Origin of the sequence: Motilimonas sp. 1_MG-2023 (assembly GCF_030547455.1) — a bacterium.
Taxonomy (GTDB): domain Bacteria; phylum Pseudomonadota; class Gammaproteobacteria; order Enterobacterales; family CBDFNC01; genus Motilimonas.
In genome coordinates, this window is the sequence record NZ_JAUOPX010000061.1 from 1 (window position 1) to 17,540 (window position 17,540).

The window sequence follows — 17,540 nt, forward strand, 5'->3', positions numbered from 1 at the left end:
AAAAGGTTCTACAAAGAAGAGTACAAGTGATCGGCATCGATGTTATTAACCGATCGACTTCATGTTAATACGCACATATAAAACATCCCCCTCGATATTTACATCATTTTTATCTAAGGTAAACAGTTATTTACAGCGCTAGCTCACGAAGCGATGTGAAAATCCGATAAAACGGCTAATAACACTGTTACGCGAAAGCGGCCCTGATTTAGTGCGTTCATGCACTAAACAACTCTCAAGATTTATCGCTCCTGTCCTTGGCTTAAGGGCGAGGCTCGCCGTAGTCCACCAGCTCAGTAACTCACATCTTATCTAGCGCTAGCATGACGTGGATAAAGTAGCTAGCGCTCGGACATCATCACTCTTTGTTACGACCAAACCAAAGCATGTTTTAAAAGCTTAAAAGCGTTTTAACGCCATAAAGAAGAACTATTACCCCCTCCCCCTATTCGGCTGTCTATACCCTTTTCATGTGCCATTTAGCATTGGTTGTAGTGGCATAGTGGTTTGGGGATCGCGGTAGCGATATTTAGCCTCGAAAGCTGGGACACCAACCAAAATAAATAGGCTATAAAACACGCCAGCTTCAAGCACCAAACCACCACCACAATTGCCAAATCATATTTACTGATTTGCGACTAGATCATCTACTGTCGGTTCGTTTAAAACTGGAAAATTGAACTGAAATGCTAAGTTCTGAGCGGATTGATAGAAATTAGGCATGACTCCACCAGCTGATAGAAGCTGGCTAGATAGCATAGTTATACGACGAGTTAGTATTATCCGAACCCACTCAGTCGATTACATGCCGTTTGTCCTCGTGTCCAGCAGTTGCAAAGCCATTGTCATGTTTTAGTTCGGATTTAATACCATGCTGAAAACTGACCATGAATAAATATGAATCGCATTTAAATACAATCACCTAATCATTTTCGATACCATGTTAGTTAAACGGCTTAATATATGGTATCAGGTATTTTTTAATGGTATTGAGTTTGATAATACCCCGCGAAATACCCCTGTCAAACCGTGCTTGGTGTTGCTAGATTTGCCTCGGCTAAAAACAAAAAAAGTCCGCAGTTACGCGGACTTAAGTCTAGTTTATTGCCTGTCAGTACCAGTGCTTACCAAACGGGGGATTATTCCCACTCAATGGTTGCTGGCGGCTTGCCTGATACGTCATATACCACACGTGAGATGCCGTCAATTTCATTGATAATGCGGTTAGACACATGACCAATGAGTTCATAAGGTAAATGCGACCAACGCGCGGTCATAAAGTCGATGGTTTCAACACAGCGAAGTGAAACAACCCAATCATACTTACGACAGTCCCCCATTACCCCTACTGAGCGAACAGGTAGGAACACCACAAATGCTTGGCTTACTTTGTGGTATAAGTCGGCTTTGCGCAGCTCTTCGATAAAGATAGCGTCTGCACGGCGCAGCAGGTCACAGTATTCTTTTTTCACTTCACCTAATACGCGCACACCTAGGCCTGGCCCTGGGAATGGGTGGCGATAAAGCATGTCGTATGGTAGGCCTAGCTCTAGGCCAATTTTACGCACTTCATCTTTAAACAGTTCACGTAATGGCTCAACTAAGCCCATTTCCATATCATCTGGTAAACCGCCCACATTATGGTGCGATTTAATCACGTGAGCTTTACCGGTTTTAGACGCTGCCGATTCAATTACGTCAGGGTAGATAGTGCCTTGCGCGAGCCATTTTGCATTGGTTAGTTTCTTTGATTCTTCATCAAAGATATCAACAAACACATGGCCAATGGTTTTACGTTTTTGCTCTGGGTCACTTTGACCCGCCATGGCATCTAAGAAGCGATTTTCAGCATCAACATGAATAATGTTGAGACCAAAATGGTCACCAAACATTTCCATTACTTGTTGGCCTTCATTTAAGCGCAGTAGACCGTTATCAACGAATACACAGGTCAGCTTGTCACCTATAGCTCGTTGAATAAGCATGGCCACCACTGATGAGTCAACCCCGCCAGAAAGACCAAGGATAACTTCATCATCACCCACTTGCTCTTTAATACGCGCAACCGCATCTTCAATAATTGAAGCCGGAGTCCATAATGAATCACAGCCACAAATGTCTTTTACAAAGTGCGATAACATACGCTCGCCTTGACGAGTGTGTGTTACTTCAGGATGGAACTGCACGCCGTAAAATTTCTTTTCTTCGTTCGCCATTGCCGCAAATTGACAGGTTGCGGTCTTAGCAACTGTAACAAAGCCTTCTGGAATTTGAGACACTTTATCGCCATGGCTCATCCACACATCAAGTAGCGCTTTACCATCAGCAGAAACCGCATCTTCGATCGATTTAAACAACTCTGATGGGTTTTGCACTTCAATTTGTGCATAACCAAATTCACCCTCGCCTTCACCCTTGATGACTTCGCCACCCAATTGCTTAGACATGGTTTGCATGCCATAACAAATACCTAATACCGGTACACCTGCGGTAAATACGTATTCAGGGGCACGAGGCGAATTAGGTGCGGTCACACTTTCTGGGCCACCAGCAAGCACGATACCATTTGGATTAAATTCTTTGATGTCTTCTTCGCTAACATCCCAGCTCCAAAGCTCACAGTAGACCCCAATTTCACGAATACGACGTGCAATCAGTTGCGTGTATTGAGATCCAAAATCTAAGATTAAAATGCGATGTTCGTGAATGTTTTTGCTCATAATTTGCAATTGCTCCAGGCAAAAATAACAAAGACGGCCGAAAAGCCGTCTTATTTAACATAAAACTGTTTTAGCTATTACCCTAAACGATAGTTTGGCGCTTCTTTCGTGATGGTCACATCATGAACGTGGCTTTCACCCATACCTGCGCTGGTAATTTTAACAAACTGCGGTTTAGTACGCATTTCATCAATGGTCGCTGAGCCAGTCAGACCCATTGATGAGCGTAGACCACCCATTTGTTGATGAATGATTTCTTTTAGGCGGCCTTTGTAAGGAACGCGTCCTTCAATGCCTTCTGGTACTAACTTGTCTGCTGCGTTATCCGATTGGAAATAACGATCAGAAGAGCCTTTAGACATTGCACCCAGTGAGCCCATACCGCGGTATAGTTTGAATGAACGACCTTGGAATAAGACCACTTCACCTGGCGATTCTTCAGTACCAGCAAACATGCTGCCCATCATTACACACGATGCGCCAGCAACAATAGCTTTAGCAATATCACCCGAGAAGCGAATGCCGCCATCAGCAATAACTGGAACGTCAGTACCCGCTAACGCTTCTACAGCGTCAGAAATGGCAGTAATTTGTGGAACACCACAACCCGTTACGATACGTGTAGTACAAATTGAGCCTGGGCCAATCCCCACTTTAACCGCGTCAACACCCGCAGCAACCAAGGCTTTAGCACCTTCAGCTGTTGCGACGTTACCGCCGATAATTTGTAAATTAGGGTATGCGGCACGTGTCGCTTTAATGCGATCAAGTACGCCTTGAGAATGACCATGTGAAGAGTCAATAAGCAGAACGTCAACGCCTGCATCAACTAAGGCTTTAATACGCTCTTCGTTACCTTCGCCAGAGCCGACTGCAGCACCAACGCGTAAGCGACCTAGCTCATCTTTACAAGCATTAGGTTTACGCTCAGCTTTCTTAAAGTCTTTTACTGTGATCAAGCCTTTAAGCTTGAAAGCATCATCCACTAAGATAACTTTTTCGATACGGTTTTCATGCATCACTTTGATAACTTCTTCACGTGTTGCATCCGGTTTAACCGTCACTAACCGTTCTTTAGTCGTCATTACCGCAGAAACTGGCTTGGCCAAGTCTTCTTCAAATACCACGTCACGACCTGTGACAATGCCGACCACTTCATCGCCATTTTCAACAACTGGGTAGCCCGCAAAACCGTGTAGTTCAGTTAACGCTTTAATTTCACGAAGGGTCATCTGCGGCGTAACCGTTACAGGTGAAGAAACCACACCACTTTCGTAGATTTTTACTAAGCGAACTTGCTCTGCTTGCGCTTCAATCGACATGTTTTTATGGATAAAACCAATGCCGCCTTCTTGCGCTAAAGAAATAGCGAGACGTGCTTCAGTGACGGTATCCATCGCAGCCGATACAACTGGAATATTAAGTGAAATTTTACGTGTTAGGCGAGTTTTTAGACTAGCTGTATTAGGTAAAACAGTAGAATGACCTGGTACAAGGAGTACGTCATCAAAGGTTAAAGCTTCTTTTGCGATTCTTAGCATTGCAATATCTCAACAGCGGTTGGGAGTAGAATATTGCGTTCGGATTATAGGGCTTTGTCACACTTTTAACAAATACAATTTCAACAAATTTTCATCTTTTTATACGGCTGTCGCCACGGCAAACCTTTTACTGCTAAAATCCCTCTCTCCAACACATTTATTAACCTGGAACTGAAGTTTGCAATCCATTTACACGGTTAGCCGCCTCAATGGTGAAGTTAAAAAATTGTTAGAATCAGGCTTAGGTACCGTGTGGCTCAGTGGCGAGATATCGAACCTTACAATAGCCGCTTCTGGGCACTGGTATCTCACCCTCAAAGATCACAGTGCGCAAGTTAAATGTGCCATGTTTAAAGGGAGCAATAGTAAAGTAAGGCTACAGCCTAAAAACGGTATGCAAGTGTTGGTGCGTGCCAAATTAAGCTTGTATGAACCAAGAGGTGATTACCAGCTGATATTAGAGTCGATGGCACCGGAAGGCGAAGGCCTACTGCAACAAGCATTTGATGTGCTCAAATTTAAACTGGCTGCAGAGGGACTGTTCGCCAGCCAGCATAAGCAACCGCTGCCAACCACGCCTACTAAGGTCGGCTTAATCACTTCCGCCACTGGCGCGGCTATTCACGATTTATTATCGGTACTTAAACGCCGTAATCCACTGCTCCAGATCATTGTTTACCCCAGTGCGGTTCAAGGTAAAGCGGCGACGGCGCAATTAGTTAAGGCGCTGCAAACGGCCAATCAACGCAATGAGGTTGATGTGATTGTATTGGGTCGCGGCGGCGGCTCGTTAGAAGACTTGTGGTGCTTTAATGAAGAAGCATTAGCTCGCGCGGTCTTTAATTCCACTATTCCAGTGATCAGCGCAGTTGGCCATGAAGTAGATGTCACTATTTGTGACTTTGTCGCTGATTTGCGCGCAGCGACCCCTTCAGCCGCCGCCGAGTTACTCAGTGGCAACAGTGAGCATTGGCAGCATCAGTTGCAACAACTCAATGCGCGTTTGGTTCGCGCGATCAATCAACAATTACGCCAACAACAAAATCGTTTTCAACTATTGCATCAACAATTGCAATATCATGAGCCAAGAAAAAAGCTGCAACTTCAGGCACAGCGATTAGATGAGCTTGACGCTCGCTTAAGAAGGGCTATGCAAGGCCGTTTAACCCAACAAAAGTATCACTCTGAACGGTTAAGCCAGCAGCTATTTCAGTTTCAACCTGGATTTCAAGTAACGCAGCTGCAACAACAGCAGCAACAATTAGCAGCTAGGCTATCTCGTGGTATGCGCACACTATTGGATAAACATCAGCAACAGCAGCAAAGTGTGGTGGGACAACTGCAAGCAGTTAGCCCATTAGCCACTTTGGCGCGGGGGTACTCGATTACCAGTAATCAAGCTGGCGATGTCATACAGCAAATTGAACAAGTAAAAAGTGGTGAACTCTTAAGTACACGTGTTGCTAACGGGGTGATTCAGTCTGTTGTGAAGTAGCAAGCTCAATATCAATAATGTATTTCTCATCACAACAATAAATACTGCTCAGCTAGATATAAAACAATGCGAAAAGTTTGATAAATCCACTAATATTAAAGAGTGGAGAGCATGAGGGGCTATGTTCTCCTCCATTCTCTAAAATTGGAGGTATTAAATGAACACTAAAACCGCAAGTTATCTTACTGAAGAAGAGAAAGTAGAGCGAAAAATCCACCTTGCTGAAGAGCATATTCATCAAGCTGAGCACATGCTGCATGAAGCTGAGCATGAATTGGAAAGCGCACTACATGAACAAGCTATTATTGACCTAGAAAGAGATTTGTAGGGATAAAGTGCACTTGCCCCGCCAGGCAAGTGCATCTTTGGGGATAACAGTCAGCTATATTATTTTATTGAGACGATAGTCCGCGCTCGATTTCGATTTCATTTCGTTACAGCTATTACAAAAAAAGTCCACCGCCCCACATGCCTTAAGTATTTCAAGGCGCTCACCACAAGCAGCACAATGAGCTTGCGCTTGATAGTCTTGCGCACAAGTTTGACATTGGTAGACAAATTTACCTAAGTAAGTCATCACTTGACTACATTGGGGACAATTTAATTCTTTCATAACAAAACCTTACTATTTCTTATGAAACTTCATCATACGTTTACGCTTACGCTCTTGTGAAGCGGTCAATTTATTCACTTTGCCTGCAAACGGGTTTTCACCCTCTTTAAATTCAACGCGGATTGGGGTTCCCATTAAATTCAGTGACTTCCTAAAGTAGTTCATTAGGTAACGTTTATAAGAGTCAGGTAATGCCGATACTTGGTTACCATGCACTATCAACCGTGGTGGGTTGTAGCCACCCGCATGAGCGTAACGTAGTTTAACTCGTCTGCCTTTCACCATTGGCGGCTGATGGTCTTCCGCTGCCATTTGCATAATTCGCGTCAACATTGACGTTGAAACACGTTTAGTCGCCGACGTATAAGCTTCTTGTACCGATTCAAATAAGTGACCCACACCTGTGCCGTGTAGCGCAGAGATAAAGTGTACTCGAGCAAAGTCAATAAAACCTAGACGGCGATCAAGCTCACTTTTAACTCGGTCTTTCACTTCTGAGTCAATGCCGTCCCATTTATTCACCACCACAATCAGCGAGCGGCCAGCATTTAGGGTATAACCTAATAAGCTTAAATCTTGGTCAGAGATATTCTCACGCGCATCAATGATCAGCATCACTACGTTGGCATCTTCGATCGCTTTTAAGGTTTTGATCACTGAAAATTTTTCTACTGTTTCATAGACCTTTTTACGACGGCGCACACCCGCAGTATCAATTAATACATATTCTTGATCATCACGTTGCATGGGGATGTAGATACTGTCACGAGTGGTACCGGGCGCATCATACACAATCACGCGCTCTTCGCCTAAAATGCGGTTGGTTAGTGTTGATTTACCCACATTAGGACGGCCAATAATAGCCAGTTTAATCGGCATATCAGCAAAGGCTTGCTCTTGCTCGGCAATTTCAGCTTCTTCAATAGCATCAAGTTGCGCGAGATCCAATTCACTAAAATCATGCTCTTCTGGTTCAGGCTCAGGTTGAACAATGTCAAAGTCATCGAACGCCTTTTCGATTAAAGAGCGCACCCCTTTACCGTGGGCTGCTGCAATTTGGTAAACTTCACCAAGGGCCATTTTGTAAAACTCACCCACAGCTGAGTCCGCATCGATGCCATCCGTTTTATTGGCAACCAAAAATACCTTTTTATCTTGCTTACGTAAGTGCATTGCAATCGCTTCATCCGCTACGGTGAGGCCTGCGCGAGCGTCAACTAAGAAAAATACTGCATCGGCTTCTTCGATTGCTTGTAAGGATTGGCCTGCCATCAAGGCATCAATGCCCTCTTCATCACCAGTGATACCGCCGGTATCGACAACAATAAACTGGTGGTCTGCAACGTTAGCCTGGCCATATTTGCGATCTCGAGTTAAGCCTGGAAAATCAGCTACTAACGCATCTCGAGTACGGGTTAATCGGTTGAACAAGGTGGATTTGCCTACATTAGGGCGTCCTACAAGTGCGAGCACAGGTAACATCTATATAATCCTATAAATAACAAAGGCCCCTTACAGTAAGGAGCCATTTAACAATATGATAACGCTTTAGTTTTTACGGTTTACTTAACGCAATAACTTTACCGCTGCGTGTTTGCACTATTACTTTATCTTGATAAAGCACTGGTACTGTGTATAAACCATCGCTATCTAATTCTTGCTGCGCAACAAACCTTCCGTCACTGTCTAGCCAATGTAAATAACCTTCAGCGTCGCCCACTAAAATATACTCACCAGCAACCAAAGGTGCAGTAAGATTACGGTACTCTAACTGAGTGTTACTCCATATTTGCGCGCCATTACGACGGTCAACGGCATAAATGTGGCCTTTATCATCGGTTAAATAAAGGGTAAATCCAGAAATATCCATTGAGTTGTAAGCGGAATAGCTACGTTTCCATAACGTTTCACCGCTTTGTAAGTCAATGGCAAGTAGTTCACCATTGTAAGCTATCACGTACGCGGTAGTACCAACCACTAATGGCTTGGCATCCACATCAACAATTCGGTCTAACTCGGTTGCGCCTTTTGGCACTGCGACTCTACGCTCCCAGATAGGCATGCCATTTTCGGTAAAAACAGCAGCAAATTTACCATCTGCACGGCCATAAAGCACTGCACCACCGGCCTCGATAGGCTCAGATGAACTACGTAAAGTTAAAGCAGGCTGATCTAATGTTAACTGCCACAGCTTTTCGCCATTATATTCTTGGAAAGCATAGAGATCGCCACGGCTATTATGAACAATAACTTTACCACCTTCTAATAGTGGTTTAGCAATCACTTCGCCTCCGGTGTTGGCAACCCAACGTACTTCTCCGGTTTCGGCATCAATCGCAAACAATTGAGCATTCTCAGTGCCTAAGTAAATCGCGTCATAACTCGCACTAATGGCCCCTGATATGCGCGCGCCTCTTTTCAACACGTTGGCTTCATGCTCACTCAAGTCAATCTGCCAAAGTTGCTGACCGGTATTGATATCTAGCGCCTTGACGATACCTTCACGATCAGCCACATAAACGCTGCTGTCGATGAAAGCGGGTCTAAGTTGAGAATAATAATGCTCAACCCCATCACCCACTGAGGTTTGCCACTGCTGTTGTGGTTCATAAGATTGTGTGATCACTGGCAGCTCTGCCATTACCACTGTATCTTCTTCTGAATCGAACAAAGAACACCCTTGTAATAACGCCACTGCGGCGCAACCAAAAGTGATCTTTTTCAACCAATTATCCATTAACAACCTCATCCGTTAGCGTTGTTTCAGCTAAGTCGTCAAGTTTGATTTGCAGCGCTGGATTACCTGTATTGCCACCCGCTAGCACTGCCGATTGGTATGCCGCTCGCGCTTTTTGCGCTTGGCCTTGAAGTAATAAAATATCACCCTTAGCTTCCTCTGCTTTCGCTTTGAAGGCATCATCTTTGACTTCAGCTAATGTGGCCAGCGCAGCATCAAATTGCTTTAACTCGGTTTGCACTCTTGCTAAGCGTAAGTTGACTGTTGGGAGTAATACTTCACTAACTTTATTTTTCTTAGCCCACTCTAATTGTGATAAGGCTAGTTCAAAGTCACCTTTATCAACAGCCACTTTAGCCAACATCAGCGCAGCTAATGTGCCGTAGTTATTATCAGCATTGCTGTCAATAAATGCTTGCGTACTGCTGATAGCATCTTCCGAGCCTGTTTCTAGGGTAGTGATCGCTTGAGTATAAGCTTGCGACGCTTGTTCTTGGCTGGCAATTTTTTGCTCGTTATAAAAACGCCAACCCCATAGCGAACCTAAGCCAATCACGGTGCCAAAAATAACGGCGGTGCCGTTTTCTTTCCACCAGTTTTTGATCGCGTCAACTTGTTGTTCTTCGGTTTCGTAACCTACCACTTTAATACCCCTTAATTCTCAAGCATCGTTGCAACGACATCAGCCAATGCTGATTGTGCAACGGTTTGTTGTTCGTTCTTCCCTGTAAGATCTTTTACAGTGACCTGATTGGTTTCCATTTCAGATTCACCCAAGATCAGTGCAATACGGGCACCGGATTTGTCAGCGCGCTTCATCTGCTTTTTAAAATTTCCGCCGCCGCAATGGTTCATCACTTTAATACTTGGCAACGTTTGGCGCAATTGCTGAGTGAGCAGCATACCTTGAATATCTGTGCCCTCGCCCACTAATACGGAATAAACATCCACTTCGGGGGCTATATCTTGGTTTAAATCTAATGTATCTAGCATTAACACTAAACGTTCAAGGCCCATAGCAAAACCAACAGCAGGTGTGGCTTTACCACCAATTTGCTCAACTAGACCATCATAACGACCGCCCGCACAAACCGTGCCTTGTGAGCCAAGGCTTTCTGTTACCCATTCAAAAACCGTGCGGTTGTAGTAATCTAAACCTCGCACTATCTTCTCATTCACCACGTATTTGACGCCTGCAGCATCAAGAATTTGACACAACTTGGCAAAGTGATCTTTGGACTCTTGGTCGAGGTACTCAGATAGCTTAGGCGCATCAACTAAAATCCTTTGAACATCAGGATTTTTAGAATCTAACACACGTAATGGATTAGTATGCATGCGACGTTTGCTGTCTTCATCTAGCACCGCTTCATGTTCGGTTAAAAACGCCACCAGTGCATCACGATAAACCGCGCGAGCTTCGTTTGAGCCTAACGAGTTTAGTTGCAGTTCAACATGCTCCGTTAAACCCAGTTTTTGCCAAAACTGCGCAGTCATTAGAATCACTTCAGCATCGATATCTGCACTGGCCATGCCAAATACTTCAACACCAAACTGGTGAAACTGACGATAGCGACCTTTTTGTGGCCGTTCATGACGGAACATTGGACCGATATACCATAAGCGACGCTCTTGGTTATATAACAAGCCATGTTCATTACCAGCACGAACACAAGAGGCTGTGCCCTCTGGTCGTAGTGTTAAGCTGTCACCATTGCGATCATCAAAGGTGTACATCTCTTTTTCAACAATGTCAGTTACTTCACCGATTGAACGCTTGAATAAATGCGTACTTTCAACAATCGGCATTCTAATTTCAGAATAACCATAGCTGCTGACAACTTGCTTAAGCGTATTTTCTACTTTTTGCCATACTGGCGTTTGTTCGGGTAAACAATCGTTCATCCCGCGAATAGCTTGGATCGATTTGGCCACTAGAGAATCCGTTATTAAATGATGATGGGCTTGAAATTAAGGGCATTATAGGGATTTTTGAAAGCCAGGTAAAACCTGGCTTTGCCAGAATCGCAGTTTAGCGGTTAAGAATATCGATTTTTTTACTCGGATCCATCGTTGAAATACGTGCGCGGATTTTTGCTTCTAACAAATCCACTAGATTATCGTTATCAAAGCGTTCTTTTTGTCTTACGCCATCTTCATAATAACCACTGCGGTTGCTACTGCCTGTGATCCCTAAATCAGAGATTAATGCTTCACCTGGGCCGTTGACCACACAGCCTATGATTGACACATCTAGCGCGGTAGAAACATCTTCTAAACGCTGCTCAAGTGCATTAACGGTATTAATAACATCAAATTCTTGACGAGAGCAGCTAGGGCAAGCAATAAAGTTAATGCCGCGACTACGAATGCGCAAAGACTTTAGAATGTCGTAAGCCACTTTTATTTCTTCGATAGGGTCGGCAGCTAATGAAACGCGCAGCGTATCACCAATACCTTCAGCCAGTAACATACCAAGACCTACGGCAGACTTAACCGAGCCACTACGCAATCCACCCGCTTCGGTAATGCCAAGATGTAACGGCTGTACAATTTGCTTAGCCAGTAAACGGTATGCGCCGACCGCTAAAAAAACATCCGATGCTTTTACGCTGACCTTAAATTGGTCAAAGTTAAGGCGATCCAAAATATCAACATGGCGCATGGCTGACTCCAGCAACGCTTCAGCTGTTGGCTCACCGTATTTTTCTTGAATGTCTCGTTCTAAAGAGCCGCCATTCACACCAATGCGGATAGGGATATTTTTGTCTCGGGCACAATCAACTACCGCACGAATTCTGTCTTCGCGACCAATATTACCAGGATTGATCCGCAAACAATCAACGCCATACTCGGCAACCTTAAGCGCGATGCGGTAATCAAAATGGATATCCGCCACCAGCGGTACATTCACTTGTTGTTTAATGAGCTTGAATGCTTCAGCAGCATCCATTGTGGGAACAGATACACGGACAATGTCAGCCCCGACATCTTCAAGGGCTTTAATCTGCTTCACTGTGGCATCGACGTCTGTGGTACGAGTGTTAGTCATCGATTGCACAGCAATAGGGGCATCTCCCCCCACAGGCACATTACCAACCATTATTTGAGTGCTGTTACGGCGAATAATAGGAGAAGTTTGATGCATGATTCTTATTCTTTTTCCGGTAATTCAAAACGCGCTATTTTACCCGCTTTGAATTGAGTCATATCAAAGGTTCGATTGTTATAAGTTATCTCAACTGCTTTTGGTGCACCGATGGTGAGTTTAAAAGGCGCCTTACCCGTTAAAGACAAAGTAGACCCTTTTTCTTTAACACCAATTGCCAAGGTTTTATCGTCAGCATCGGTTACTTTGATCCAACAATCGTTACTAAATGTGAAACCGACTTCAAGTGCGCTGAGATCAGCTTTGTTGCTGGGCTCAGGCGTTGTTGCCACTGGCGTTGCTGTTGTTTCTGTTGTTTCTGTCTCGAGAGCTTCATCACTGTTGAGCTCTGTTTCGCCTTCAACGCTCTCTGGCTCTTGTGCTGGGACTTCCTCAGGGAGCACTGCTTCGCTATCTTCTGACACTTGCTCAGCTATTGGCAATGAGCGAGTCGGAACTTCTGCCTCATCTGATACGATAACACTTTCGTTGACCAATTGTTCTGATGTGGCAGGCTCCAAGCTGGCTTTTTGTAACCACCACCATACCAACATCCCAACTAAACCAGCACCAATGGCATAGCTGATCCAAGTAAGACGGTTGTTGTGTGCTTCTTGCTGAGTGCGCTGAGAAAAACTTTGCATTTGTGCATATTTAGATTCAGCAATGCCCAATCGATAATAAGCACTCAATATTTGCTCTTCGGTAATGCCCAATATTCGAGCGTAAGCCTTTAGATAACCTTTAATAAAAGTGGTCGACACTTTAGGGTCAAAAGTCTCATTTTCGATATCATTAATATTATGTGCGCGTAAATTTAAACGTGCCGCTATCTCTTCAACACTTAAGCCTTGCTTCTCTCGCTCATTTCGTAGCAGGAGACCCGGCCCCTGAGGAGCGACTTCAGGCGTAATTTCTTCTGGGGAATTATTTTCAGTATTCATTTTTTAAATAATGTTGAGACTCAGTAGACTGAGGAAATTTATTGACTAAACGACGACCAAAAGACTTGACCGCCGTTTCGCGATTTTGTGCAGACTCAAGACGGATCCAAGTCCATAAGCTCTGTGGCGTATCACTGGCTACTTTTTGATATTGTAGTAGGTAGTTACGCGCTACATCATAATTTTCTTGAGTAACATGTATGCCGGCCATTTCAAGTAAGGATAAAGGCCTGCGAGGGCTATGAGAAAGTGCGCTATCAAAATACTCTAGAGCCTTATCCAACTGTCCTGATTCTCTGGCGCATAAGCCAGCATTTTCGTAAGTATCACCCACTCGAACATAAGTGGTTTCTTTTACCGCACGAAGAAATTGCTCTTCAGCTTCCGCATATTTTTTTTCTCGGCAGAGAAAAGTGCCGTAATTATTCATGGTATCCGCATCATTGCGGTTTATTGATAACGCTTGACGATAGGCCTTTTCAGCCTGCCTTGGCTCATTGACTACTTCGTAGTAATAAGCCAGAGCACGATGAATTTCTGGATCTTTTGAGTTGTAGGCGAGCGCTCTTTCAAGATTAAACTTTGCTTGCTCAGTATTACCCTGCTGTAAGTACTGAATACCTAACTGCATTCTTGCTTTAGCCGCACCATTGCTATCCATGTTTTGGCTAACACTTTTTCCTGCCACCGTAGTTTCACTGACACAGCCGAGTAGACTCAATAAAACACTCGCACCTAGGATAAGTTTTTTCATACACCACAAGTATCTAACAAATTATTCTGTCATTGTGACGGAAATCGACTCGCCTTGCATCCGTTTTTTAGCAGTTCGCTTAGTTCTATCAATAACATCACCAACTAATTGTCCACATGCGGCATCAATATCGTCGCCACGAGTCTTACGAACGGTTACGGTATAGCCGTATTCTTGCAACACTTTATTAAAGCGATCAACGCGACTATTACTTGGCTTAGCATAGCCGGAATTAGGGAACGGATTGAAAGGGATCAAGTTAATTTTACATGGTAAATCTTTAACAAGATGGGCAAGCTCGTGAGCCAAATCCGTTGAATCATTGTAATGGTCGAGTAACACATACTCGATGGTAACTTTACCACGATTCGCTTTGGACTTAGCAATATAGCGTCGTACGCCATCCAAAAAGTTTTGAATATTGTACTTATCATTAATCGGCATCATGTCTGAACGAAGTTCATCATTTGGCGCATGAAGTGAGATAGCTAACGCCACATCTATTTTATCACCTAAGATATCTAATGCTGGCACCACACCCGATGTCGATACGGTTACGCGGCGCTTGGATAAAGCAAAACCAAGATCATCGAGCATTAATTCTAATGCTGGTACTAAGTTCTTCATGTTGAGTAAAGGCTCGCCCATTCCCATCATCACAACATTGGTGATCGGGCGCTGTCCGGTGCCATTTGCCTTCACAGGACCGATAATTTGAGCGGCGCGCCATACTTGACCGATAATTTCAGATACCGACAAATTACGGTTAAAGCCTTGCTGAGCGGTTGAGCAAAACTTACATTCAAGGGCACAGCCAACTTGAGATGAAACACACAAAGTCGCGCGATCACCTTCAGGAATGTAGACAGTTTCAACATCTTGATTACCAACCTTCATTGCCCACTTGATGGTCCCATCAGCACTGCGTTGCTCAACTGACACTTCTGGCGCTTTAATTTCTGCCGTTTGCTTCAGTTTTTCACGTAGTTTTTTATTAATGTTGGTCATTTCATCAAAATCATCAACACAATAATGATAAATCCACTTCATGACTTGATCTGCCCGAAACGGCTTTTCATCCATTTCAGCGAAAAATTGACGTAAGCCTTCACGGTTTAAATCAAGTAAGTTAATTTTTTGGTCAGTCATAAGCTCTCACAGCGGTGGAATACAGCGAAAAATCGGTCGCGAATTGTACAAAGTTTACGAGGAGGTTACTAGCGCAGATTGAGATAAAAGCACTGGTTAGCCCAATGCTTTTTGTTATCGTTATGATTTGTCGGCGAATATTTCATCAGAATTGAAAAAGTAAGCTATTTCACGCTGGGCAGATTCAGTACTGTCTGAGCCATGAACACAATTTTCTCGCACCGAAGTAGCAAAATCAGCACGGATGGTTCCTGGATCTGCTTCCTCAAAATTAGTCTTACCCATAATTTCACGGTTTTTTGCTATCGCGTTTTCACCTTGTAAAACCTGTACCACGATAGGGCCAGAAGTCATAAAATCAATCAGCGGCTCATAAAAAGGACGGCCAAGGTGCTCAGCATAAAAACCAGCTGCTTTCTCCTGATCTAGTTGGATCATTTTCGCCGCAACAATATGCAAACCAGCTGCTTCAAAGCGCTGATATATACTACCAATTAAATTACGCTTGACAGCATCCGGTTTAATAATCGAAAAAGTGGTTTCTACAGCCATGTAAACTATCCTATCTATTTTATAAAAAAATTTAAGGGCTCGATTATATGCACTGAAATATATAAAGCCAAGTTAAGCCGTGATGACACACCAACTCTTTCATTCATATAGTTGAAAACTCAATAAGATAGTCTATTTCTTAAGTATAACTATTTTTCCTATCTCAGGCTGGAACCATGGATGATGATATTCTAATTATTGACGATGATGAGCAAGTGCATGATAGCGCAATACAAAGCTGGAAGGTGCTGATCGTTGATGATGAATCTGAAGTACATCGCATTACAAAAGTAACATTAAGCCAGTTTCGCTTTGATGGTAAAAGTATTACTTTTTTACATGCTTATTCTGCCAGCGAAGCACGAGAAATCTTGAAGCAAGAAACTGATATTGCATTGGTTTTACTCGATGTGGTGATGGAAACCGACGATGCAGGCTTGCAAGTTGTACGCTATATTCGTGAGCAATTAGACAACCACAGTGTGCGAATAGTGCTGAGAACCGGTCAGCCTGGTCAGGCGCCTGAAGATGATGTTGTAGAAAGTTACGACATTAATGATTACAAAGACAAAACCGAGTTAACCTCACAGAAACTACGCACCTTAATTCGTGCAAGCCTGCGTTCTTATCGCGATATCTGTAGCCTACAACGTAATAAACGTGGACTAGAGAAAGTGATTCAAGCGTCGAAAGGTATTTTCGAAAAAACGGCCCTCGATACCTTTGTTGAAGGCGCTCTTGAGCAATTAACAGCTCTATTAGAGTTAGAAGAAACAACTATTTACAGTATCAAGCATGCCTATGAGCTAAAAAATACTGAACTGGAAATGATCCATTCTACTTCATCAGATAAAACTCAAGCCGATGACATGCAGCAACACCCCATCTTACAGCTAGCGATAAAAGATAAAACCAATATTTATCAAGAAAGTGAAGTTGTTATTTATTGCAAAAACCCACGTCACAATTTAATTTTTCATATTGAAGGAACGCAACAGCTGTCGGAGGTAGATACTCATCTACTCAATTTGTTTACCGAAAATATAGTGGTTGCCCTTGAAAATATTCGCTTGAATGAAGTGATTGAAGATAATCAAAAAGAAATTATGTATCGCTTGGGCGAAGTCGTAGAAAGTCGTTCGAAAGAATCAGGTAGCCATGTTAAACGAGTGGCGAATTACACCGCGCTACTGGCAAGTTTAACGGGCATGGATAATGAACAAGTAGAAACCTTGAAACAAGCATCACCATTACACGATATTGGTAAAGTAGGGATCCCCGATGCGATCCTCAACAAGCCAGCTAAACTCGATTCAGATGAGTGGGCAATCATGCAAACTCATGCCAAGCTAGGCTACGATATGCTCTACGATTCGGACATCCCTTTACTGCAAACTGGCGCGGCTATTGCCATGTATCATCACGAAAAATGGGATGGCTCAGGTTACCCTAATGGCTTGAGAGGCGAAGATATTCCGATTGAGGGGCGACTAACTGCATTAGCTGATGTGTTTGATGCACTTGGATCAAGGCGTTGTTATAAAGAGCCTTGGGGAATCGATAGTATTATGGAACTGATCAATAGCGAATCTGGTAAGCACTTCGACCCAAACTTGGTAAAGATACTTAATGATAATCTAGACTTATTTTTAGAGATAAAGCAAAAGTACGTAGACTGAAAAAGATGGGAATTGTTGCTATTTACGCTTATTGGCGGAGTGGACGGGACTCGAACCCGCGACCCCCGGCGTGACAGGCCGGTATTCTAACCAACTGAACTACCACTCCGCTATTGGGCGCTATCGAGTAGATATTGGCGGAGCGGACGGGACTCGAACCCGCGACCCCCGGCGTGACAGGCCGGTATTCTAACCAACTGAACTACCG

Annotated in this window: 15 protein-coding genes and 1 tRNA gene; 3 read left to right on the forward strand and 13 right to left on the reverse strand. The window is 43.7% G+C overall.

Annotated elements, in window-relative coordinates; genetic code table 11:
* Nucleotides 1-1,139: 1,139 nt before the first annotated feature.
* Both guaA and guaB read right to left on the reverse strand, forming a co-directional pair.
* Nucleotides 1,140-2,720, reverse strand: coding sequence for a glutamine-hydrolyzing GMP synthase (guaA, locus tag Q4519_RS20145; RefSeq protein WP_232800969.1), 1,581 nt, complete (start codon nt 2,718-2,720; stop codon nt 1,140-1,142).
* Between the two features lie 77 nt (nt 2,721-2,797).
* Nucleotides 2,798-4,261, reverse strand: a complete 1,464-nt coding sequence (guaB, locus tag Q4519_RS20150) for an IMP dehydrogenase (protein ID WP_232800967.1) — start codon at nt 4,259-4,261, stop codon at nt 2,798-2,800.
* Between the two features lie 178 nt (nt 4,262-4,439).
* On the opposite strand from guaB, the gene xseA reads away from it, so the two are divergent.
* Nucleotides 4,440-5,756 carry an exodeoxyribonuclease VII large subunit gene (gene xseA / locus Q4519_RS20155; protein WP_303515457.1) on the forward strand — a complete coding sequence of 439 codons (1,317 nt, stop codon included), beginning with the start codon at nt 4,440-4,442 and terminating at the stop codon, nt 5,754-5,756.
* Between the two features lie 157 nt (nt 5,757-5,913).
* On the forward strand, nt 5,914-6,084 hold the full coding sequence (locus Q4519_RS20160) for a hypothetical protein (RefSeq protein ID WP_232800963.1): 171 nt from the start codon (nt 5,914-5,916) through the stop codon (nt 6,082-6,084).
* Between the two features lie 54 nt (nt 6,085-6,138).
* Here the strand turns inward: Q4519_RS20160 and Q4519_RS20165 are convergent, their stop codons facing one another.
* From Q4519_RS20165 to ndk, 10 genes are all read right to left on the reverse strand, one after another.
* A complete protein-coding gene (locus tag Q4519_RS20165; protein WP_303515461.1) occupies nt 6,139-6,369 on the reverse strand; it encodes a zinc ribbon domain-containing protein in 231 nt (76 codons plus the stop codon).
* A 12-nt stretch (nt 6,370-6,381) separates the two neighbouring features.
* The gene (der, locus tag Q4519_RS20170) at nt 6,382-7,851 is read right to left on the reverse strand and encodes a ribosome biogenesis GTPase Der (protein WP_232800959.1); all 1,470 of its coding nucleotides are present in this window, start codon (nt 7,849-7,851) and stop codon (nt 6,382-6,384) included.
* A 73-nt stretch (nt 7,852-7,924) separates the two neighbouring features.
* Nucleotides 7,925-9,106 (reverse strand): outer membrane protein assembly factor BamB, encoded by a 1,182-nt coding sequence (gene bamB, locus Q4519_RS20175; RefSeq protein ID WP_303515464.1) that lies wholly within the window; start codon nt 9,104-9,106, stop codon nt 7,925-7,927.
* Entirely contained in the window at nt 9,099-9,749 is a 651-nt protein-coding gene (locus Q4519_RS20180; RefSeq protein ID WP_303515467.1) for a tetratricopeptide repeat protein, read from the reverse strand. The genes bamB and Q4519_RS20180 overlap by 8 nt, the downstream gene beginning before the upstream one ends.
* 11 nt (nt 9,750-9,760) lie before the next feature.
* Nucleotides 9,761-11,041: a histidine--tRNA ligase gene (gene hisS / locus Q4519_RS20185; RefSeq protein WP_303515470.1), complete on the reverse strand. Its 1,281-nt coding sequence runs from the start codon at nt 11,039-11,041 to the stop codon at nt 9,761-9,763.
* 97 nt (nt 11,042-11,138) lie between these two features.
* Nucleotides 11,139-12,254 (reverse strand): flavodoxin-dependent (E)-4-hydroxy-3-methylbut-2-enyl-diphosphate synthase, encoded by a 1,116-nt coding sequence (gene ispG / locus Q4519_RS20190; protein WP_232800951.1) that lies wholly within the window; start codon nt 12,252-12,254, stop codon nt 11,139-11,141.
* Between the two features lie 5 nt (nt 12,255-12,259).
* Complete coding sequence (locus tag Q4519_RS20195; RefSeq protein WP_303515475.1) at nt 12,260-13,198, reverse strand: RodZ domain-containing protein; 939 nt, start codon at nt 13,196-13,198, stop codon at nt 12,260-12,262.
* Complete coding sequence (pilW, locus tag Q4519_RS20200) at nt 13,188-13,952, reverse strand: type IV pilus biogenesis/stability protein PilW (RefSeq protein WP_232800947.1); 765 nt, start codon at nt 13,950-13,952, stop codon at nt 13,188-13,190. The genes Q4519_RS20195 and pilW overlap by 11 nt, the downstream gene beginning before the upstream one ends.
* Before the next feature lie 21 nt (nt 13,953-13,973).
* A complete protein-coding gene (locus tag Q4519_RS20205; RefSeq protein ID WP_232800945.1) occupies nt 13,974-15,101 on the reverse strand; it encodes a bifunctional tRNA (adenosine(37)-C2)-methyltransferase TrmG/ribosomal RNA large subunit methyltransferase RlmN in 1,128 nt (375 codons plus the stop codon).
* A gap of 120 nt (nt 15,102-15,221) precedes the next feature.
* Nucleotides 15,222-15,653, reverse strand: a complete 432-nt coding sequence (gene ndk / locus Q4519_RS20210; RefSeq protein ID WP_232800943.1) for a nucleoside-diphosphate kinase — start codon at nt 15,651-15,653, stop codon at nt 15,222-15,224.
* A 176-nt stretch (nt 15,654-15,829) separates the two neighbouring features.
* Here ndk and Q4519_RS20215 point away from each other — a divergent pair, with 176 nt between their 5' ends.
* Nucleotides 15,830-17,332: a DUF3369 domain-containing protein gene (locus tag Q4519_RS20215; RefSeq protein WP_303515482.1), complete on the forward strand. Its 1,503-nt coding sequence runs from the start codon at nt 15,830-15,832 to the stop codon at nt 17,330-17,332.
* 32 nt (nt 17,333-17,364) lie between these two features.
* On the opposite strand, the gene Q4519_RS20220 is transcribed toward Q4519_RS20215, so the two are convergent.
* Nucleotides 17,365-17,441, reverse strand: a tRNA-Asp gene (locus tag Q4519_RS20220).
* Nucleotides 17,442-17,540 lie beyond the last annotated feature (99 nt).